A 19384-nucleotide genomic window follows, 5' to 3' on the forward strand; every position below is an offset into this window, starting at 1 on the left:
TCTTCATATTTATTGAGTATTTTCACTGTGGTCAGCCTTGTGGCGGCCACCTGGACGGGATGATGACTGCTCTACGCCCCCTTATTTTGTTGCTCGCCGGCGTTCTTGGCCTGGCGGGTTGCAGCGTTCACCAGCCGGTGTCGCTGTACCAACTGGACAGCGGAAGTCCGGTTCAGCCTGCGCAAAGCGCGGGCATGGCGGTTTTGCTGGGGCCGGTGGTTGTAGCCGATTACCTGCAACGCGAAACCCTGCTGCAACGTCAACCGGACGGCAGCCTGCAAGCGGCGACCGACGGTCGTTGGGCTGGCAGCCTTTCGTCGGATATCGATCAGCTGCTGATGCGTCAGGTCGCCGGTCACCTGGACAGCCAGCGTGTAGTGCTGGCGCCTGCTACCGCCGGGTTCACGCCGGATGTGCAGGTTTTGCTGACCATCACTCGTCTGGATTCCGGGGCGAAACAACCGGCGATTCTCGATGCGCAGTGGCGTTTGATCGATCGTCGCGGCAAGGTGCGTGATAACCGCATCATTCACCTGCAGGAAACGCACGCTGGCAGCACCGCGTCCCAGGTGCAGGCACAAGGGGTTCTGTTGCAGCGTCTGGCCGAGCAGTTGTCGGTGGCGCTCAAGCCACTGGCCAACCAGCCGCCCGTGGCCGAGGCACCGCGTAAAGCCGCGCCGAAACCCGCAGCGCCGGCGGCGGATGCCGAGAAGCAGCCGAAGATTCCAATGGCCTCGCCGATTCGTACCGATATGGAAGTGTTTCGCTTCTGAGGCTGGAACGAGCCAGAACAGAGCCCGCCTTGTGCGGGCTTTGTTGTATCTGGGGGGCAGAGATTATTCGTCTTCAACGCTGGCCACTTCGCGAGCAGGCTCGCTCCCGCATTTGATCGGCGGCGAGCAGACCTGGTGGGAGCGAGCCTGCTCGCGAAGGGGCCAGCGCAGGCAACAAAAAGCCCGCAGACAATCACTCGTCTGCGGGCTTTTGCGTATCTGGCCTAGGCCTTACGCCCGACGCTCATGCATCCGCGCCAGTTGCCGCTCCAGCATCGATGGATACGGCTCCATCAACCGCTCCACACAGCACGCGCCTTCAGGGCTGGCGATCGGCCGGATCCGCGCACGCTGGCGGATCAACGTGTCATCGCTGATCTTGCGCTCGACCAGCAGCAGATTGCGGCTGTGTTGCGACAAGGCCAGTGCATCCTGGGCCGAATCGGTCAGCAGCAGATCAATCTGGCTCAGACCGAACAACTCATCGCCCAAGGTCAGGCCCAACTGCAATTGCAGGGTGATGCCGCTGTCTGCGACCTCGATCTGCAACTGATGACCCAGAGCACGCAGCAATTCGCCGCAGCAGATGGCATTGGTCAGGTAGTCGTCGCCGCAATCTTCGGTGTGGAACAGCAACAGCGTGCTGCCATCATTGAGGGTTTCGATTTCGCCCTGATACAGCGAAGCGGCCTGCTCGAGGCAGTCGCGATAGCGTTCCTGCAATTCTTCCAGACGTGCGCGAGGCAAGCGGCGCAATTGTTCCTGCGAACCCAGTTGCACGGCCAGTACGGCGGTGTGCTGTGGCACGTCAGGGCTCGGTTTGCGCGTGAGCGGTTGGGCGGCGCCGTTGAGCGATTCGTCGCGCAGGTCGGCGAAAGCGTCATCGTCATCATCGTCTTCGACGGTGCTGACCAAGAGACGCGGCGCCGGTTTCTTCGCGGCCAGCGGGCGGCTTTCGTCGAAACTTGGATCGCGCAGGTTACGCACTTCGAATTCCGGCTCGTCTTCTTCCTCGGCTAATTCCGGCTCGGGTTCAGGCTCAGGTTCCGGCTCCGGGGCGTAGCTGGCGTGCAGCTGGCGCGCCAGATCGCCGATTTCATCCTGACGATCGATGCCCGGGGTGTGCGCGTCGATCCGGCGCAGCCACACGCGCAATTGCAGCAACGGCGTCGACAGATAACGGCCCATGCGCAGGCTCAGAGCCAGCGACAGTGCCAGCAGAATCGCGCTCAGAATGCCCATGCTTTGCAGGCTGATGGTCATTGGCTGCTGGAACTGATCCATATCCAGGCTGATGCGCAGTTGCCCGGCAGTCACGTCCTGGAAAGTGATCTTGCTCTCGTACATGCCCTCTGCTTCGCCCAGCAGGCTGTGCTTGGGACGCTGACCGGACTCGGCGAGGATGCGGTTGTCCACACTGTAGATCGCCGCGTGGGCGACCAGTTTGTTCTTGGTCAGGTTGTTGAGCAGCACGTTGAGGCTGAGGATATCGTTGGACACCAGCAGCTCGGTGGCGGAGGTGGCGGTCTGCGTGGTCAGGCTTTCGCCCAGCGCATCGGCCTGCTCGTGCATGGCCTGCTTGAACTGCAGCCCCATCACCCCGGCATAGATCACCAGGGCCAGAGCGACCAGGATCACGTTGTGGCTGGCAATGCGCAATGCAATCGGTACACGGCGATGGCGCAGTGCACGGAAGATCAGCAGGAAGAAGTTATCGGTTTTGACTGGCGTGGGCCGGTTCACTTGAGCTCGGCTCTTTGTCCGTGAAGTTGACGCGCAGTATAGCGACAGGCCCCAGACCGGCAAAGCGCTCGCGGTGCCCGATGGTCACTGAAAGTGGGTAGAATGCGGTTTTTTTCCAGTTGCGGGGGTGCGCGTTGCGCGAAATCGTCCTGATTAACATCACGGGAGTCGACCGTCCCGGTCTGACAGCTGCCATCACCGGTGTTCTGGCACAAGGTGGTGTGAACATTCTCGACATCGGTCAGGCGGTGATCCACGACACCCTGTCGTTCGGCATCCTGGTTGAAATTCCCGATTCCGAACAAGGCAAATCGGTGCTCAAGGACATCCTGTTCAAAGGCTACGAACTGGATCAGCAAGTGCGCTTCACCCCGGTGTCCGAAGAGGATTACCAGCAGTGGGTGGGCAATCAGGGCAAGAAGCGCCACATCGTTACCCTGCTGACGCGCAAAGTCACCGCCGGCCAATTGGAGGCGGTCAGCGCAATCACCGCCAAATATGGCCTGAACATCGACCATATCGACCGTCTGTCGGGGCGTATGCCGCTGGACACGCCGGCCGACAAGGGCAAGGGCTGCATCGAGTTTTCCGTGCGCGGTGAAGCGGCCGATCCGCAGGCCTTGCGCGCCGAATTCCTCAGCGTTGCCCAAGAATTGAACGTCGATATCGCCTTTCAGGAAGACTCGCTGTTCCGTCGCAACCGACGTTTGGCCGTGTTCGACATGGACTCGACGCTGATCGAAGCGGAAGTCATCGATGAGCTGGCCAAGGCAGCCGGCGTGGGTGATCGAGTGTCCGAAATCACCGAGCGCGCCATGGCGGGTGAACTAGATTTCCGTGCCAGCTTCAAGGAGCGTCTGGCGCTGCTCAAGGGCCTCGACGTCAGCGTGCTCGACTCGATCGGCGCCTCGCTGCGCCTGACCGAAGGCGCCGAAACCCTGTTCGCCGAACTCAAGCGCCTTGGCTACAAAACCGCCATCCTGTCCGGCGGCTTCACTTACTTCGCCAAGCAGCTGCAAGCCAAGCTGGGCATCGACTACGTGTTCGCCAACGAGCTGGAAGTGGTCGACGGCAAGTGCACCGGCGTGGCGATCGAGCCGATTGTCGATGCGCAGCGCAAGGCTGATCTGCTCAAGGAGCTGGCGCACAAGGAAGGGCTGCGTCTGGAGCAGACCATTGCCGTCGGCGACGGCGCCAACGACTTGCCGATGCTGGCGATTGCCGGGCTGGGCGTGGCGTTCCGCGCCAAACCGTTGGTCAAGCAGTCAGCGAAGCAGGCGATTTCAACGCTGGGGCTGGATGGTGTGTTGTATCTGCTGGGTTTCCGCGATCGCGACGGGCAGCTCTGAGATCTCCATAAGCTGATCTGGCCTCTTCGCGAGCAGGCTCGCTCCCACGGGAAACCTCATTCCAGTGTGGGAGCGAGCCTGCTCGCGAAGGCCGCGCCTCGGTCTAAAGCGAATTCCACAACGAATCAAAATCCTCCTCACCTCCGCCATTCTGCGCAGGATCCAGCGAGCGATAGGCGAACTGATTGAAACTGTGCGTACTCGCCACCCGCCGATCCAGCCCGGCGCGGTGTTCTTCGCCTTGGGTGTTGATCAATACCTTGTTGCCTTCCTGAAACGGCAGGCGCGGCGCAAGTACGGTGGCCGGCACATCGATCGCACTGATCTCCGGCAACAGCAAACCGCGCAGATAATGGCTGTGATCGTCCTTGGAACGAACCAGTTGCAGCCCGCACGGCTGCGCGTGTGGCGCGACCAGTTCAATGCCCATCTGCGTGCCGCTGCCGCGCACCTGGCGGATCCAGCGAATCACCGCAATGCTCCAGCCTTTGCCCTCGCTGTCCTGAATGCCGAGCATTTCCCCGGCCTGCAACTCCGCCGGTACTTCGCTCGGCCAGGCCAGGCAATAGCCGCCGGGGCTATGGTTGATCACCGGCAAGGCGTAAGTCGGATAATTCGGCGCGTTGCCCGGGCCTTCTTCTTCGCTCAACTGGTCGTACTGGATTTCCTCGTACGGCAACAGCTCATCGTTACTTTGCGGGGCAGCGTCGAACGCCTGACTCCAGCTGTCCTTTTCGCCGTTGGCCACCACGCTGCTGAAATTTGCCGCGCGGGCACCGGGATGTTTGAGCAACTCGCTGAAGGTGCGCTCGCCGCCGAGGTAGAAGTGCAGGGCGCTCATGCCGACGCACACAGTCAATGAGCCTTGGCCGGCGATCCGCTGAAAGCTGCGTTCCGCCGCTTGGCCCCAAGTGGCATGGAGATGTTGCAGGGTATCGATGCTGAGCCCGGCAGAGACAGGCAAAGGTGTCGAAGTCGGCTGGTGCAACAAGTGCATTTCGAGCTGTTTGACCAGCGGTTGCGGGTCGAAGCCCAGCAGTCCGCTCTGTTGTTCGCTGCGAAACATCTTGCGGTATCGGGGGCCGACATCGAGTTCCGGACTGACCGCAAACAAGCCCTCGTCGGCGCTGCCGGGATGCAGCTTGAGCAGGGCGCTCCACGGCTCGATCACCTCGGCCAGCCGGGCAATCTGGCTTTGACGCAATTGATTGCAACGGGCGCTGCCCAATAGCAGTGCGGCGATGTAGGTCTGTTCGACGCTCAGTTCGCTGGTCAAAAACGCCAGATCATCGCGCAGCCGCCGTTGTTGCAGCTGTAATTGCGCAGCGCTGCGATACAGATGATGCAATTCCAACCACACGTGTTCCGGCGGTGGACTGTACAGCTGCGTGGCGCGCACCAGTTGCGCCTTGAGGGCATGCGCCGCGCGTTGCAATGCGGTGCTGACCAACGTCGCTCGATCCTTGCTGTATTTGGGCAGGATGCGCAGAACGATCTGTTTATAGCCGATGGCCAACTGACCCTGCAGCGCCTGGCACAGGTTGCTGACTTTGCGCGAGCGCTCATCGAGGATGATCGCCTGATGCAGAAAGTGACGCTCCAGATGCTGGCAGACGAAATACACCTCTGGCCGCAGCAGTTCCAAGAGTTGCAGGCGATTGTCGCTGGGAGTGAGCAACAGGTTCAGTTCGCCGAGGCCTTGATAGAGCAGGCGGGCGGTTTCGCCGATGTTGGCCTTGGGCAGGCCGGCGATCCAGCGCTTGAGGTCACGCGGGCTGGCGTCGCAGAACGACAGGCGCGTTTGCGTGGGAGTCGGAGCGCGCAGCTTGGGAGAAAAGTTGGTCTGGCTCATGAGCAAAACCATAGCAGCAAATGCCGCGGTTTGCGGAAGCAGCCTCGGCTGCTTCCGCAAATTGGGTCACGCTTTTGGCAGTGCCAGGCCTTGGCCCATCTGCACTGGCGAGCCGGCCACCAGCTCTTCAGCCCACTTCACCTGATCCGGGCCAAACAGCACGATCGCCGTTGAACCGAGCTTGAAGCGCCCCAGTTCCGCGCCTTTTTCCAGATGAATCGGTGCGCGTGCGGCTTCGTCGTAGCGGAAGGTTTTAAGCTCGCGCTTCGGTGGGGTGACCAGACCGGCCCACACGGTTTCGATCGAAGCGACAATCATCGCGCCAACCAGCACCACGGCCATCGGCCCGCGTTCGGTGTCGAAAATGCACGCCACGCGCTCGTTGCGGGCGAACAGCTCCGGGACGTTTTCGGCAGTAGTCTGGTTCACCGAGAAAATGCGGCCCGGGATGTAGACCATTTCGCGCAGGGTGCCGGCCAGCGGCATGTGCACGCGGTGGTAGTCCTTCGGCGACAGGTAGATCGTGGCGAAATCGCCGCCCATGAACGGCGCTGCGTTGGCCGCATCACCGCCGAGCAATTCGAGCACGCTGAAACTGTGGCCCTTGGCCTGGAACACGCGACCGTGCTCGATCGGGCCGAGCTGACTCACCGCACCGTCGGCCGGGCTGAGGATCGCGCCCGGAGTTTCGTCCAGTGGACGCGCGCCGTCTTTCAGGGCGCGGGTGAAGAAGGCGTTGAAGTGCTCGTAAGCGGTCAGGTCTTCGACCAGTGCTTGCGACATGTCCACTTGATAACGCTTGGCGAACCATTGGGTGAAGGCATTCTTGAACCAGCGCACACGGCATTCGGCGATGCAGCCGGCCAGGCGCGACAGCAGGTGATGCGGCAGCAGGTACTGGCTGAGGATAAACAGACGCTCTTTCATTAGTTGTCCTTAAAAACCTTAAATCTCGACTGGCGTGTCAGGGTGGTTGCCCCATTCGCCCCAGGAACCGGCGTAGCCCTTGACCCGCGGATAACCGAGGGCTTTGGCCACCAGATAAGTGAAGCCCGACCGGTGATGGGTCTGGCAGTGGGTAATGATTTCCTTATCCTTGGTGATCCCGAGGTTTTCGAGGATCTGCGGCATGTCGCTGCGGATACGCAGCTGGCGGGTCTGGTCCATGCCGGCGGTCCATTCGAAATTGACCGCGCCGGGGATGTGTCCGCCCTTGGCGGCGAGGACTTTCTCGCCGGAATATTCCAGCGGCCCACGCGCGTCCCAGATCGCCAGATCGGCGGCGCCGAGACGGCTTTGCAGGTATTCGCGGGTGGCGGTCGGTTCGTCGTGCAGGGTCAGCGACACTGGGCCACCGACGGCGGCCGGCACCTGGATCGACATCGGCATACCGTCCGCCAGCCAGGCCGGCAGACCACCGTCTATATAGTGGTACTTGTCGTGGCCAATGACATCGAGCAGCCAGATGAAGCGTCCGGCCCAGCCGCCGCCTTCATCGTCATACACCACGTAGACCGCATCTTTGCGGTGACCGAGCTCACCAAACAACGCTTCCAGATCGGCCTTCGCCGGCATCAGCCCCGGCGCCGGTGGCTGGCCGAGCTGGGTGCGTTTCGGGTCGACAAAACGTGCACCGGGCAAGTGACCTTCGGCATACCGGGCAGGGCTGGTCAGGTCCACCAGGATCAGTTCCGGGGACTCCAGACGCGGCAGCAGGTCGCTCGGCTCGATGACAAGCGGCAAGCCAGAGAAGTCAGACATGTGAGGTCTCCAGAGCACAAAGGGGAGGATTGTAGCGCAGGCTCATTGGCCACGGCTGCTAAAGCTGTGCAGGGCTTTTTCGATGCACTGCGCGGTTTTGCCGAAGGCTTGTACGGTGATGTCGGCGAACGGCCCGCCACCCTGATCGGCAACGACGATCATGATCACCCGGCCGTTATTCACCAGCGAACGCAGGAACAGATGCTCACCGCGAAACAGCGTGCGCAGGCTCGCTGGCAATAAGGCAGAGAATTGCCCGTTGTTCTCCGGCGTGATCCGCACCTGCGCCTGCTGAGCGAGCAGGCGCTGCAGGACTTTGCTTTGGCCGACGGCAAAACTCAGCGCCGCTGCATCCTTCGGCAAACCGGCGGTCTGGTGCACGCGCAGGGTCGTGTGTGTGCGGTCGGCCATCAGAATCATCACCCGACGCATGCCGCTGGCCACCAGTGCTTCGCGGGCGGCGACGGTCAGGCTCATGGCATTGGTGAAGCGGCTGGGCTCGGCGAGGAGTTCGGCGCATTGCCGACGCCACTGGCCCAAGTCATCCGCATTCGGCGCTGCGGCCGGGAGCATGCCGGCCGGCAAGCGACGAGTGCCCCACGGCCAGATCAGCGAAACCGCCGGGTGCCATAAATCAGGCATCGCATGCTGACGCGCGCTGTTCGCCGCTTGCTGGTGCAACTGTTGCTGCACTTCGTCCATGGAAATTTGCAGATAGAGGCTGGTCAGGTACTGCCAGCGCTTGCTGTGCGGACTGTCCCAGGCCTGTTGCGCCGACAGCGCCAGCCCATTGGCCAGCAGCACGGTATTCGCCGGCTGGTTGAGCCAGCGGCGCAATGTCGGGTCATCGTCGAGGCGATTCTGCTGGCGCAGCGGGTGCTCGCTGTCGCGGGCGATGCGCAGCACTTTGACCAGTTCGCGTTGTTCGCTGAGCAGCAATTTGTAGCCTTGCTCGACCCAGATCGGCAGATGCCAGGCCTGGACCAGTGCCTCGGCAATCTTCAACAGGCGCACGCCGAACAATTGCTTTTCGACCACACGTGCCGACTCGCCCTTGTGGATCACCCGCAGTTCCCACTCCTCAAGCAACTGCGGATAGGTCAGTGCCAAGGGCCACAGCGGCGACAAAAACAGCAGACTGCCCCAGTGGATGTCCTGCCAAAGCCGCGCCAGGCGACTGGCAAAAAAACCGTTGGCCTGCTGTGTCGCGTGTTGGCTGATCAACTGCAATTGGCGCAAAGCCTTGGGGATCTGCCGGTTCGGTTCGGCGGGCAGGCGCGCGAGCAATTCTTCGGTGCGCGCAAGGCCCAGGCGATTGATTGCCACCTCGAGATTTTCCGCTGGCGCGGCCATGGTGCCGTGGGTGTGACGATTCGCCTCACGGATGACGCTCAAGGCCAGCGCCGGGCTATCCTGCATCAGATCGGCGATGTCGCGCAGCGAGCTGCGGTTGTCGCGGATCGCCCGGCAGACTTTGTCGTGAGCCTCTTGCGGCACGGGCAGGCGAACGCTGTCGAGCAGCTTGACCCAAGCCTGGAGGGTGGTCGGTTGTGCGTGTGGGACGTTCGTTTCATTAGCCATGTCTGGACGAGATCTTCACTGACTGTAGACGCGCCCGGCATGGGCTAAATTGGCTTTTCGCCTGAACTGGCTATAGTCTGGCGCAGTTTTGCCGATAAGTAGAAGAAGAGATTTTTTAACTTCCGAATATGACCTTGAACCCGACTTAAACAAGTACCTTCTACCTATGGCTAAAATTATCGGCATCATCGTCGTATTCGCGAGCGTGCTCGGCGGATACGTGCTCTCCCACGGCAAGATTGCCGCCCTGATCCAGCCCTTCGAGGTATTGATCATCGGTGGTGCGGCCCTTGGCGCGTTCCTCCAGGCCAACCCCGGTTACATGACGATGCACGTGCTCAAGAAATCCCTGAGCATGTTCGGTTCGCGTTTCACCCACACCTTCTACCTGGAAGTGCTTGGGTTGATCTACGAGATCCTCAACAAGAGCCGCCGCGAAGGCATGATGGCGATCGAAGGCGACATCGAAGATGCCGCCGCGAGCCCGATCTTCGCCAAGTACCCGGCGGTGCTCAAGGATGAACGCATGACCGCGTTTGTCTGCGATTACCTGCGCATCATGTCCTCCGGCAACATGGCTCCGCACGAACTGGAAGGCCTGTTCGACATGGAACTGTACAGCCTCAAGGAAGACCTCGAGCACCCATCGCACGCGGTCAACGGCATCGCCGACGGCATGCCCGGTTTCGGTATCGTTGCGGCGGTACTCGGTATCGTGGTGACCATGGCTTCGTTGGGCGAGGGCGACCAGGCGTCGATCGGTCTGCACGTGGGTGCGGCACTGGTCGGTACCTTCTTCGGTATTCTCGCGGCCTACGGTTTCTTCGGTCCGCTGGCGCATTCCCTGGCCCACGATGCCAAGGAAGAGCTCAACGTCTACGAAGCCATCAAGGCCTCGCTGGTGGCTTCGGCGTCCGGCATGCCGCCGTCGCTGGCGGTCGAGTTCGGGCGCAAGGTTCTGTACCCGGCGCACCGTCCAAGCTTCGCCGAGCTGGAACAAGCGGTTCGCGGTCGCTAAGTCATGGAAAATAATCAGCCGATCATCGTCAAGCGCGTCAAGCGCATTGCCGCCGGGCACCACGGCGGGGCGTGGAAAATCGCCTTCGCCGACTTTGCCACGGCGATGATGGCGTTCTTCCTGGTGCTGTGGCTGCTGTCCACCGCTACGCCGGAACAGAAGATCGCCATCGCCGGTTATTTCAAGGACCCGGTCGGCTTCTCCGAAAGCGGCACGCCGTACATCATCGACCTCGGCGGTACACCGACCCTGGCGCCGGAAAACACCCTCAACCCGGAAGTGAAGTCGCAGCCGCAACCGGACAAGGTCACGGTCGACACCGATCAGGTTGAAGGCATGGCCGAGCAGGTCGAGAAGGAGCGTCTCGAACTGCTGCTGCAAGAACTGCAGAACAAGGTCGACGAGAACCCGCAACTGCAGAAATTCAAGGATCAGATCCTTTTCGAGATCACGCCGAACGGCTTGCGCATCCAGATCATGGACGCCGAGAACCGGCCGATGTTCGACTCCGGTTCCGCACGCCTGAAACCGTACTTCGAAGACATCCTGCTGGCCATGGCCGACACCATCAAAGCGGTGCCGAACAAGATCAGCATCAGCGGCCACACCGACGCCAAGCCGTACATTGGCACTGGCGACTACGGCAACTGGGAGCTCTCGGCCAACCGCGCCAACGCGGCTCGCCGTGCCTTGGTCGCGGGCAGCTATCCGGATGCGCAGGTGGCGCGGGTGGTCGGTTATGCCTCGTCGGCATTGTTTGATCGGGAAAATCCGTTCAACCCGGTCAACCGCCGGATCGACATTGTCGTACTGACCAAAAAGGCCCAGGCCGCCATTGAAGGTGCGCAGGGTCCCGAGGCAGCGAAACCGGCGGATCAGGGGCAGAACGGTGCTGCTCCGGCAGCCCCGGTTGATCCGAATGCGCTGCCGGCGGACAAACAGCCAGTGCCGGCTCACGAGTTGCGCGAGCGGTTGAATCTGTTTGACGATGCGGCGCCGAAACCGGCCGAGCCGGGTGGGGCGGCGCCTGCGCCTGCGCCGAAGCAGTAAGTGAAAAAAAGCCGACAGTGATGTCGGCTTTTTTTTGGCTATCACAGGCCGGTACAGTCTCAGAATCCCCGACGAATCCGGTTCTTCAGCTGTTCATGAAACATCTCTGCATCGCGCTTGTACGCCCCTTTCACCGATTCGCTGATCGACTCCAGCGCCATCGACCGCTTGTTCGACACCTCATCCCGATACGCATCGATAAAGAAATCCAGGTCGCTGGCCGTGCTCAGCTTCGGCCATTTGTCCAGATAGATCGGCAGTTGCGCAGGTCCGGTCTTGAACGTACAGATCCGCCGGTTGCTGATCGTCGCCTCGCCAATCTCGAACGGCACCCACCACGACAGTGCAGTTGTCTCCGACACCACTGCCAGCAAATGCGTGCACTCGGTGATGTTGCGGGTAATGACCCCGGTGATGTCGTCCGTGGTCTGCGATTCCGGATCGAGGACATCGAGATATGTCCTGATCTTCGCTTGGGTCAGACGGGTATTGATGGCGATCGCATGGGCGCGATCCATGTGGCGATAGCTGATAAAGACTGGCATCAGAAATGTCCTTTGAGGGCGAGTTCGCGGTAATAGGCGCCGAGTGCCGTCAGGCGGCAGCCGGTGGAGTTGAGGGCGGCGTAGTACATGTGCTCGGCGTCGACCGGCTCGATCAGGCTGTGGCGGTTGCACTTCTGCAACTGGGCAAAGACCTCGCCGTGCTCCGCTATGAACGCCATTTCGGTGGGCTCATGGCTGGGGTCGAGCGGGTAGACCGATTCGGCTTCGGCAAACCAGTCCGGCAATTTGCGCAGGATCTCCTTGGGGATCAGCGGCGAGACTTCGCGCAGGGAAATGAACTGCGACACATTGGTCTTGAACACCGGACGCTGTTCCCAGGCACCGAGGGCGTTGTCGACAAAGGAGTACAGACTGCCGGGGGTGATTTTGCCGAGGATATTCGCCGCGCCGCCGTGCAACGCTTGCAGGAGCAGGCCGGTGAACACGCCGTGCTGCGCGCCCTCCATTGCCGGCTCGGCTTTTTTGCAGGCGGTGAGGATGGTCATGCCTTCGCTGACCATGCTGCTCTCGCTGCGCAGGGCGCGCACTTCGCCGGCCGAACCGCTTTCGCAGCAGTCGAGGATGATCACTTTGTTTTTGATCCGCGTGGCCTTGTCCGCCCAGTTGAGGATGTCGCTGATGCGGATGCCGTCCTTGGCGTTGCGGTAGTCCTGGGGTATCAGCATGCCTTCGTCAGTGTCGGCGTCGAAACCGCCATGGCCGGCGAAATACAGCAGGGCGACGTTGCAGTCACCGGAAAACAACTCGCGGATCTGGTCTTCGAGTTTTTGCCGGCTCAAATAATCCTCGGCGGACGTCAACACGACATTCTTGAAGTTGGGGTCGCCGTTGGCATTGGTTTTCAGCACCGAAGCCATGGCCATGGCGTCGTTGCAACAGCCGCTCAGGGCGCCGATATGCGTGTAATCGTTGATGCCGATGAACAGTGCCTTGCGCATGCTCATACCACCGTGTGCAGGCGGATCGCGCCGACGATGCTGTGGGCACTGCACACGTGGATGTAGCGAGACGAATGGCTGATGAATAAAACACAGGTTGGCATGGCTTTCCTCGAAGGTCGCTGTGAGCGAAGGAGGAAAGGAATGTAGGCCGCTGGCAGAGACCTACAAGGTCTGCGCGGCAAAACAGAAAGGTCCTGCAAGCAGTCGCGCAAAAGCCTACAGCAGAGGCTTATGTTTAAGTGGGGGAGAGCTGATTCAGATGCAGTCTGACAACCGGCAGCCCGTGGTGCGGGGCTGCCGGCGCGACTGTTTAATAACCGTTTTCGGGCAGGCTGGCGATGATCGAGCGATAGCTGTTCATCCGTTGCTGCTGGATGCGGCCATCTTCGAGCGCCTTGAGCAGCGCGCAACCCGGTTCGCGGTCGTGCTTGCAGTCGCGGAAACGGCAAGTGCCGAGCAGGTCATCGAACTCGATGAAACCGGCTTCGACATCGGCGCGGCTGACGTGGCCCAGACCGAATTCACGGATGCCCGGGGAGTCGATCAGTTCGCCGCCGCCAGGGAAGTGAAACAGGCGCGCGGTGGTGGTGGTGTGCGTGCCCTGACCGGACAATTCCGACAACGGCCCGACGCGGGTTTCGACTTCCGGCAGCAGGCTGTTGACCAGCGACGACTTGCCGACGCCGGACTGACCTACGAACACGCTGATGCGCCCGTCGAGCTGCTTTTGCAGCTGCTCCATGCCATCGCCGTGGTGAGCCGAGACTTCCAGCACCGGATAACCCAGCGTGCGATACACCGCCAGCAACGCGTTCAGTGCCGGGGCGTTCTGCTCGTCGATCAGGTCGAATTTGTTCAGCAGCAGAAGCGGGCGAATGCCGGCGTGTTCGGCGGCGACCAGATAGCGGTCGATCAGGTTGGCGTGAGGCTCGGGCAGCGGCGCGAACACGATGACGATCATGTCGACGTTGGCAGCAACCGGTTTGAGCTGGCCACGGCTGTCGGGGCGACACAGCTCTGTGCTGCGCGGCAGTTGCGCGACGATCACGCCAATGCCTTGGTTGCCGGCGCGCCAGACGACTTTGTCGCCGGTGACCAGCGCTGGCAGGTTGGCGCGCAAGTGGCAGCGGAACACTTGACCGGCGAGTTCGCCGTCAACGGCTTCGACTTCGACCTGCACGCCGAAGTGGGCGATCACCAGGCCGTGCTGCTCAGGGCCAAGGTCGCCGCCCTCGAGGGCCTCGACCGCCGAGGACTCGCGTTTGGCGGCGCGTGCGGCGCGCTCGCCCTGGATCTTTTCGATGCGCCAGTTTTGACGACGATTGAGTTGGCGTTTGGCCATGGGTGTTCCGTCTGAAGAATGCAGCGATTAGGTAAAACGGCCGCGAGTTTAGCACGCCCGGCCACCGGCCTAGGCTAAACTGCGCAGCATTGCCTAGGAGCCCGAATATGCAAAATCCGCAGAACCTGATCTGGATCGACCTGGAAATGACCGGTCTGGACCCGGACAACGACGTCATCATCGAAATGGCCACCATCGTCACCGACAGTGAGCTGAACACATTGGCTGAAGGTCCGGTGATTGCCATCCACCATAGCGACGAAGTGCTCGCGCGCATGGACGAGTGGAATACCCGCACCCATGGCAACTCCGGTCTGACCCAGCGTGTGCGCGACAGCCGCATCAGCATGGCTGAGGCAGAAGCTGAGACCATCGCCTTTCTGGAAAAGTGGGTGCCGAAGGGCAAGTCGCCGATCTGCGGCAACAGCATCTGCCAGGATCGTCGCTTCCTTTATACCCACATGAAGGCGCTGGAAAGCTACTTCCACTATCGCAACCTCGACGTCTCCACGCTCAAGGAACTGGCCGCGCGCTGGGCGCCGGATGTGCGCGACAGCTTCAAGAAGGGCAGCACCCACCTGGCTTTGGATGACATCCGCGAATCGATCGCCGAGCTGCAGCACTACCGCAAGCACTTCATCAAGTTCTGAGGCAGCGGCATCAGCCCTGACTCTTTCGCGAGCAGGCTCGCTCCCACATGGAATGCGGCTTATGTGGACGCGAGCCGGCCGCGAGAGGCGCGCCCTCTTCTGGTGCGGCGCCGAAATGGCTAGACTGCGCGCCTTCCTGCCTGGACTGCCATCATGTTGCTGATGCTCTATCTGATCGCCATTACCGCCGAAGCCATGACTGGCGCGCTGTCCGCCGGACGACGTGGCATGGACTGGTTCGGCGTGGTGCTGATCGCCTGCATCACCGCGCTCGGTGGCGGTTCGGTGCGCGACGTGTTGCTCGGGCACTACCCGCTGACCTGGGTCAAACATCCAGAATATCTGGTGCTGACCTCGGTGGCGGCGATGTTCACCGTATTCGCTGCGCGCTGGATGCGCCACCTGCGCTCGCTGTTTCTGGTGCTCGACGCGGTGGGGCTGGTGGCGTTCACCTTGATCGGCTGCATGACCGCGCTGGAAATGGGGCACGGCATGCTGGTGGCATCGGTCAGCGGCGTTATCACTGGTGTGTTCGGCGGCATCCTGCGCGACATTTTCTGCAATGACATTCCGCTGATATTTCGCCGCGAACTTTATGCCAGTGTTTCATTCGCTGCGGCATGGTGCTACATGTTTTGTCTTTTTATAAATGTGCCGGGCGAACAAGCCATCCTGATCACTTTGTTTGGCGGGTTCCTGTTACGTCTGCTGGCCATCCGTTTCCATTGGGAAATGCCCAAGTTCGTCTATAACGACGAACATTGATCATTCTTGCATCGGTGTGTTTGGAACTGGTTTAAAGATAAGGCAATGGCTGGCGGCTGATGCGCGCATATTTCTTACACTTTTCACTTTGATATTTTCTTGGTGGGTATGTAACTTTTTTTGCTGACATGTTTTCGATGTCACTATCAAGTTATATTCTCACGGAGGAGCTGTATTATGAGTGAAAGTATGGACGCTACAGGTAATCAACAAAACACTTCGCCCGTTCTTGTGGGGTTGTCCAGTCTGAAGGTCAAGTTTGACGCCAGTGATAACACTCAAAGCAGGGCACTTTTTGCTAATGGCCGGATGCAAGTCAAAGTTCAGGTGCTGGTTGCCGGAGTAGACGCCGACGGCAACGCTGTGCATGTACCGGAAGATGTAATGGAAAGCATCCAGCTTATTCATTACGCGACCGGCAAGACCTTGCGCGATGGTTGGGTCGCGAGCGCGGTCCAAGGGCGGTTTACGCGTGAGGCACGGCCTGCACCGGATGCCTTGGACAGGCACGATGATGATCTTGAGAATGAAAGCGTTCATCCACAGGTGCGTACGTTCTGGGTTTCCTCGTCGAGCGCCGGAACGACTGAGGTCGGTGCGCGCCTGTCTCTCAACGGGGAGAGGATTTTGAGCAACGGAACCACCCCTGCCAGTGTTCATTACAGCAGCGTGACTCTAGAGGCTGAAAAGCCTGCGACATATGGAGTCTTTCAGTTGTATCAGAACAGGATTGGTAATGAGTCGCCTGGTAATCGTATCTGCAAGTACCATCTGGGGCTGTACCCGGACGGGAAGCAAATCCGCCTGGTCGATTGGATGGTCGAGGGGGCAGAAGAGGGAGAAAACCTCGATTTTGCCGGGGGGAACAGGCTTAACGAAATAAAAACAAATTATATGAAGTGCATTTTCGTCCGTCCCGAAAAAACCAGTGTGACCGTCACCTTGCCTGATAGGGGTGATCCGTTCGTATATGCTTTCACCGGCGATGCGCAAACATGGAATCACAAGCATTACAAAGTAAACACTCAAAGCGACGGGGAACTCACTATTGTGCAGGCGTTATCCGAATACTCGGAAAATACCGGTGCGCAAAAATATGGAAGTGTCCTCTACTTTATTGCTATCGATGAATATGGTACCGGGCATAAGTTGGCGATTCGCGTGAATTTTTACGAGCGCAATTTGTCTCTTCAGCGAGGCTGAGTTTCATCATCCAGTGATGCAATGTCTTTGGATGTAGTAGCTGTATATGCGTTTGGCATCGCGGCCGCAGATAAGCTGCCATGTTCGCTGATCAGGCATATGCACGAAAGTGCTTTATCTGATGTTTTGCGCTGGCCCCGCAGCGATGTGTGGCCAGCGTCACCACTCCTCAAGGATGAGCATTCATGACTGGCAAACCGCCGAAAATCAAACCTGTATCTGCCCCAACCAGACCCATCGAGTCCAGCGGGGATGGCCTGCCCCGGGCACTGAACCCGTCTTCGACAATGCCGCATTTGACTGTTGCACATCATCAGGGACCCCTGCCTTCGCCATCTTCTTCAGATTCGCTTGCAGTGATGCCTGTCATCAGTGTGAGCACGAGGCCGAAATATTCCACGATCAACGAGTTCGCCAGTGTGTCCGCAAGGAATTCGCTGGAGAACTACTGGATACCCACGCAAGAGCGTCTCGACGAGACCGATGCATGGGGCATCACAATCATGAAGCAGCGTCAGTATGTTGCCGTCGCTGATAATCACATCGTACAAGTGGTCCGAGACGCCGAGAGCGGCCTTTTTCGCGCCACACATGCCAGAGAACTGCATCCTTCCGGTCCGCTGTTGCGGCCTGACAGCGAGGGCCGTTTGTGGCATCCGCTGGATGATCCTGAGTCGGCCAATCCATTTGCAACTGTCTTTGCCGGACAAAATCGCACGACAGAGCTTCCCGGCACGGAGTATTCAATAAAGGATTTCCCTCCACTGATGACCCAACGCATATTTGCCGTGAGCGGCGTCGACGCGATGATGGCGCACAGGTCCGACATTCATCCCGCTTCGCTGGCATTGCTGCAGGACACAGCGAGGCGCTTCGCCCTCGATCAAAAGATCCGCCAGTTCATCACCCAAGTGCAACATTCCGATCCGAGCGTGCGTGCGCAGGCCGATTCACAACTGCAGGCTTTGTTGTCGCTTCGGGCTACTGATCTGAGCGAGCGCGTTATCGAACAATCCCGCGCTTTGCTCTTTGAGCAGAGCGAGCGGGCGTTCGAACTCGATTGCGATGACAACACATTGCAGATGCGACGGATTTTTCCTGATCTCCCCAAGACAATTGCTCAGGCGTTGTGGCGAGAGGCCAGTGCCGCCGACCATAGGCATTTGCGCCTGCGGTCGGGAATGCCAAGGCACATGGCAGAAAAAACGCTGGTGGCGCTACGCGAGGTGCGTCTCGCCAGGGCGTGCGAAGGAATCTATCTGGATTCGGTAGCCACTCTGGACAGTGATCTGCTGGCTTTGCAGATGATCGGTCAGCTTGATCAGTGGCCGCGACAGATTCGTATCGAGATTCGTCGGCAAGCGTCAGAGGGTGAGTTATTGAGTGCTATTGGCGATGCTCGATCGCCAGTGCGTCACACATTTATTCGTCAGCATGAAGGCTACGTTATCCAACGCAGCGGCATCGCATCCCCCCAGGATCGGATGGATCTGTATGCCGCCGTCTGGCGCCTTTTACTGCCCGGGCAGCGCCAGTTGCTCGGTGTAGCGCAGGGCGGTGGTGCGGCTCTGCGGCAACTGGTACGCGCACAGCCATTGCCGTCGCGCCAACGCGTGAGCGAATTGCTGGGACTTGCACCGGTGCAGGTAACGGCTGTTCCGGCCAGCGTCCAATACGCGCAAGCGGGGCTGCGAGGCGGCGGCGATGTCAACCCGATGTTGACAGGATCCGTTGTGGAACGCGTCCGTAGTCTCTATCCGCAGCTTGCTGACAAGGAGTTGGCCGCGTTCATTTCCGAGCGCCTGGGATCTGAGCCGTCCACGGTTTTAGCGCGCCTGGAGACAGACCTCGTAAAATTGCGCAATGAATTGGCGACCTGGAGTGCGGAAGGATTATCGACCCAAGCGGACTCTTCGCAGGACGCAATGCAGATCGCAGAACAGCGCCAGGCTCGCGAGCAATTTAGCGCAAAACTGCAAGATATCTGGCAACGCAAGTCGGTTTCGAGGTGGGGGTACGGTGACTATCATTTTTCCCATCATGTCGATTTTTCTGCTGAGTTACCAAGATTATCCGCAAGGTTCGACTATGTAACAGAGTTGATATTGACTGTGGAAACGCCTGGCGCACGCATCGGCGCTTTTTTTGACAGTTTTCCCAATGTTCAATATTTGATGGTCACTGGCATAAAAATGGAGGACTTCCCGTCAGGAATATTCCAAATGCGCCAGTTGCGCCAACTGGTACTGGACGATTGCTCGCTTGAATTATCTGAAGCGACGGCTGAAGGTGTGTCCAGGATCGAGACGCTCACTTTGTTGAATCTGGCCAACAACCCTCTGACAGTTGCTCCGCATGTAGGCTTCATGACAGGTTTGACCGAGTTGATGCTATATAACGCCAATCTCTCCAGCCTGCCTTCCGGTATAGACAGGCTTGGAGATCTTCGGGTCATGGCGTTACAGGATAATAATATCTCAGACGTAGGAGGCGATTTGTTCGATATTCCGGATACTCAAGATCTATATGTTGGTTTATTGAACAATCCGCTGAATGACGAGTCGATGCGGCGGATTAATCAATATCTTGAAAATTCCAGTATGGACCGGAAGGTAGAAGTCCAAACGGAAGAAGCAGTTTCAGACGTTGATTCCGAGAGTGAGTCATCGGAGAGCGGATTTTCGACAGGTTCAGATAGCGACTGAGTGTTGTCGAAAGTAACGGATCGATCATGCTGCCAACATGATTTGGCAAACATAAGCTACTCGCTGACTCCTCTTCCGGTTCGGG

The 19384-nt window shown here is 59.5% G+C and carries 16 protein-coding genes; 8 read left to right on the top strand and 8 right to left on the bottom strand.

The window, feature by feature from the left end; genetic code table 11:
* The first annotated feature begins 62 nt into the window (after positions 1 to 62).
* Positions 63 to 773, top strand: a complete 711-nt coding sequence (locus tag BXA01_RS18545) for a PqiC family protein (protein ID WP_024011350.1) — start codon at positions 63 to 65, stop codon at positions 771 to 773.
* 231 nt (positions 774 to 1004) lie between these two features.
* Here BXA01_RS18545 and BXA01_RS18550 read toward each other — a convergent pair whose 3' ends face one another.
* The gene (locus tag BXA01_RS18550; RefSeq protein WP_076565360.1) at positions 1005 to 2516 is read right to left on the bottom strand and encodes an AhpA/YtjB family protein; all 1512 of its coding nucleotides are present in this window, start codon (positions 2514 to 2516) and stop codon (positions 1005 to 1007) included.
* 134 nt (positions 2517 to 2650) lie between these two features.
* On the opposite strand from BXA01_RS18550, the gene serB reads away from it, so the two are divergent.
* Complete coding sequence (serB, locus tag BXA01_RS18555) at positions 2651 to 3865, top strand: phosphoserine phosphatase SerB (protein WP_076565363.1); 1215 nt, start codon at positions 2651 to 2653, stop codon at positions 3863 to 3865.
* Positions 3866 to 3968: 103 nt separating this feature from the next.
* Here the strand turns inward: serB and BXA01_RS18560 are convergent, their stop codons facing one another.
* The 4 genes from BXA01_RS18560 to BXA01_RS18575 all read right to left on the bottom strand — a co-directional run bounded on the left by BXA01_RS18560 (position 3969) and on the right by BXA01_RS18575 (position 9059).
* The gene (locus BXA01_RS18560) at positions 3969 to 5717 is read right to left on the bottom strand and encodes a molecular chaperone (protein WP_076565366.1); all 1749 of its coding nucleotides are present in this window, start codon (positions 5715 to 5717) and stop codon (positions 3969 to 3971) included.
* 66 nt (positions 5718 to 5783) lie between these two features.
* A complete protein-coding gene (asd, locus tag BXA01_RS18565; RefSeq protein ID WP_024011354.1) occupies positions 5784 to 6644 on the bottom strand; it encodes an archaetidylserine decarboxylase in 861 nt (286 codons plus the stop codon).
* A gap of 18 nt (positions 6645 to 6662) precedes the next feature.
* Entirely contained in the window at positions 6663 to 7478 is an 816-nt protein-coding gene (gene rhdA / locus BXA01_RS18570) for a thiosulfate sulfurtransferase (RefSeq protein WP_076565369.1), read from the bottom strand.
* Between the two features lie 42 nt (positions 7479 to 7520).
* Complete coding sequence (locus tag BXA01_RS18575; protein ID WP_076565371.1) at positions 7521 to 9059, bottom strand: HDOD domain-containing protein; 1539 nt, start codon at positions 9057 to 9059, stop codon at positions 7521 to 7523.
* Positions 9060 to 9225: 166 nt separating this feature from the next.
* Between BXA01_RS18575 and motA the strand changes: the two genes are divergently transcribed.
* Both motA and motB read left to right on the top strand, forming a co-directional pair.
* On the top strand, positions 9226 to 10077 hold the full coding sequence (gene motA, locus BXA01_RS18580; protein WP_016771962.1) for a flagellar motor stator protein MotA: 852 nt from the start codon (positions 9226 to 9228) through the stop codon (positions 10075 to 10077).
* Positions 10078 to 10080: 3 nt separating this feature from the next.
* Positions 10081 to 11127: a flagellar motor protein MotB gene (gene motB / locus BXA01_RS18585; protein ID WP_041480740.1), complete on the top strand. Its 1047-nt coding sequence runs from the start codon at positions 10081 to 10083 to the stop codon at positions 11125 to 11127.
* A 59-nt stretch (positions 11128 to 11186) separates the two neighbouring features.
* On the opposite strand, the gene BXA01_RS18590 is transcribed toward motB, so the two are convergent.
* The 3 genes from BXA01_RS18590 to rsgA all read right to left on the bottom strand — a co-directional run bounded on the left by BXA01_RS18590 (position 11187) and on the right by rsgA (position 13976).
* Positions 11187 to 11672 carry a toll/interleukin-1 receptor domain-containing protein gene (locus BXA01_RS18590; RefSeq protein ID WP_076565374.1) on the bottom strand — a complete coding sequence of 162 codons (486 nt, stop codon included), beginning with the start codon at positions 11670 to 11672 and terminating at the stop codon, positions 11187 to 11189.
* Positions 11672 to 12631 (bottom strand): caspase family protein, encoded by a 960-nt coding sequence (locus tag BXA01_RS18595; protein ID WP_076565377.1) that lies wholly within the window; start codon positions 12629 to 12631, stop codon positions 11672 to 11674. Before BXA01_RS18595 ends, BXA01_RS18590 begins: the two co-directional genes overlap by 1 nt.
* A 313-nt stretch (positions 12632 to 12944) precedes the next feature.
* On the bottom strand, positions 12945 to 13976 hold the full coding sequence (gene rsgA / locus BXA01_RS18600) for a small ribosomal subunit biogenesis GTPase RsgA (protein ID WP_024011360.1): 1032 nt from the start codon (positions 13974 to 13976) through the stop codon (positions 12945 to 12947).
* A gap of 107 nt (positions 13977 to 14083) precedes the next feature.
* Here rsgA and orn point away from each other — a divergent pair, with 107 nt between their 5' ends.
* From orn to BXA01_RS18620, 4 genes are all read left to right on the top strand, one after another.
* On the top strand, positions 14084 to 14626 hold the full coding sequence (orn, locus tag BXA01_RS18605) for an oligoribonuclease (RefSeq protein WP_016771957.1): 543 nt from the start codon (positions 14084 to 14086) through the stop codon (positions 14624 to 14626).
* A 150-nt stretch (positions 14627 to 14776) separates the two neighbouring features.
* On the top strand, positions 14777 to 15391 hold the full coding sequence (locus BXA01_RS18610; protein ID WP_172834042.1) for a trimeric intracellular cation channel family protein: 615 nt from the start codon (positions 14777 to 14779) through the stop codon (positions 15389 to 15391).
* A 177-nt stretch (positions 15392 to 15568) separates the two neighbouring features.
* Complete coding sequence (locus BXA01_RS18615; RefSeq protein WP_076565383.1) at positions 15569 to 16594, top strand: hypothetical protein; 1026 nt, start codon at positions 15569 to 15571, stop codon at positions 16592 to 16594.
* A gap of 185 nt (positions 16595 to 16779) precedes the next feature.
* On the top strand, positions 16780 to 19299 hold the full coding sequence (locus BXA01_RS18620; RefSeq protein ID WP_157115968.1) for a leucine-rich repeat domain-containing protein: 2520 nt from the start codon (positions 16780 to 16782) through the stop codon (positions 19297 to 19299).
* The last annotated feature ends 85 nt before the right edge of the window (positions 19300 to 19384 follow it).

This window comes from Pseudomonas sp. B10, assembly GCF_900156235.1.
GTDB lineage: Bacteria > Pseudomonadota > Gammaproteobacteria > Pseudomonadales > Pseudomonadaceae > Aquipseudomonas > Aquipseudomonas siliginis.

Coding starts and splice junctions, on each gene's coding strand:
- BXA01_RS18545 (WP_024011350.1), top strand. CDS start 63: ATGACTGCTCTACGCCCCCTTATTTTGTTGCTCGCCGGCGTTCTTGGC.
- BXA01_RS18560 (WP_076565366.1), bottom strand. CDS start 5,717: ATGAGCCAGACCAACTTTTCTCCCAAGCTGCGCGCTCCGACTCCCACG.
- asd (WP_024011354.1), bottom strand. CDS start 6,644: ATGAAAGAGCGTCTGTTTATCCTCAGCCAGTACCTGCTGCCGCATCAC.
- rhdA (WP_076565369.1), bottom strand. CDS start 7,478: ATGTCTGACTTCTCTGGCTTGCCGCTTGTCATCGAGCCGAGCGACCTG.
- BXA01_RS18575 (WP_076565371.1), bottom strand. CDS start 9,059: ATGGCTAATGAAACGAACGTCCCACACGCACAACCGACCACCCTCCAG.
- motA (WP_016771962.1), top strand. CDS start 9,226: ATGGCTAAAATTATCGGCATCATCGTCGTATTCGCGAGCGTGCTCGGC.
- motB (WP_041480740.1), top strand. CDS start 10,081: ATGGAAAATAATCAGCCGATCATCGTCAAGCGCGTCAAGCGCATTGCC.
- BXA01_RS18590 (WP_076565374.1), bottom strand. CDS start 11,672: ATGCCAGTCTTTATCAGCTATCGCCACATGGATCGCGCCCATGCGATC.
- BXA01_RS18595 (WP_076565377.1), bottom strand. CDS start 12,631: ATGCGCAAGGCACTGTTCATCGGCATCAACGATTACACGCATATCGGC.
- rsgA (WP_024011360.1), bottom strand. CDS start 13,976: ATGGCCAAACGCCAACTCAATCGTCGTCAAAACTGGCGCATCGAAAAG.
- orn (WP_016771957.1), top strand. CDS start 14,084: ATGCAAAATCCGCAGAACCTGATCTGGATCGACCTGGAAATGACCGGT.
- BXA01_RS18615 (WP_076565383.1), top strand. CDS start 15,569: ATGAGTGAAAGTATGGACGCTACAGGTAATCAACAAAACACTTCGCCC.
- BXA01_RS18620 (WP_157115968.1), top strand. CDS start 16,780: ATGACTGGCAAACCGCCGAAAATCAAACCTGTATCTGCCCCAACCAGA.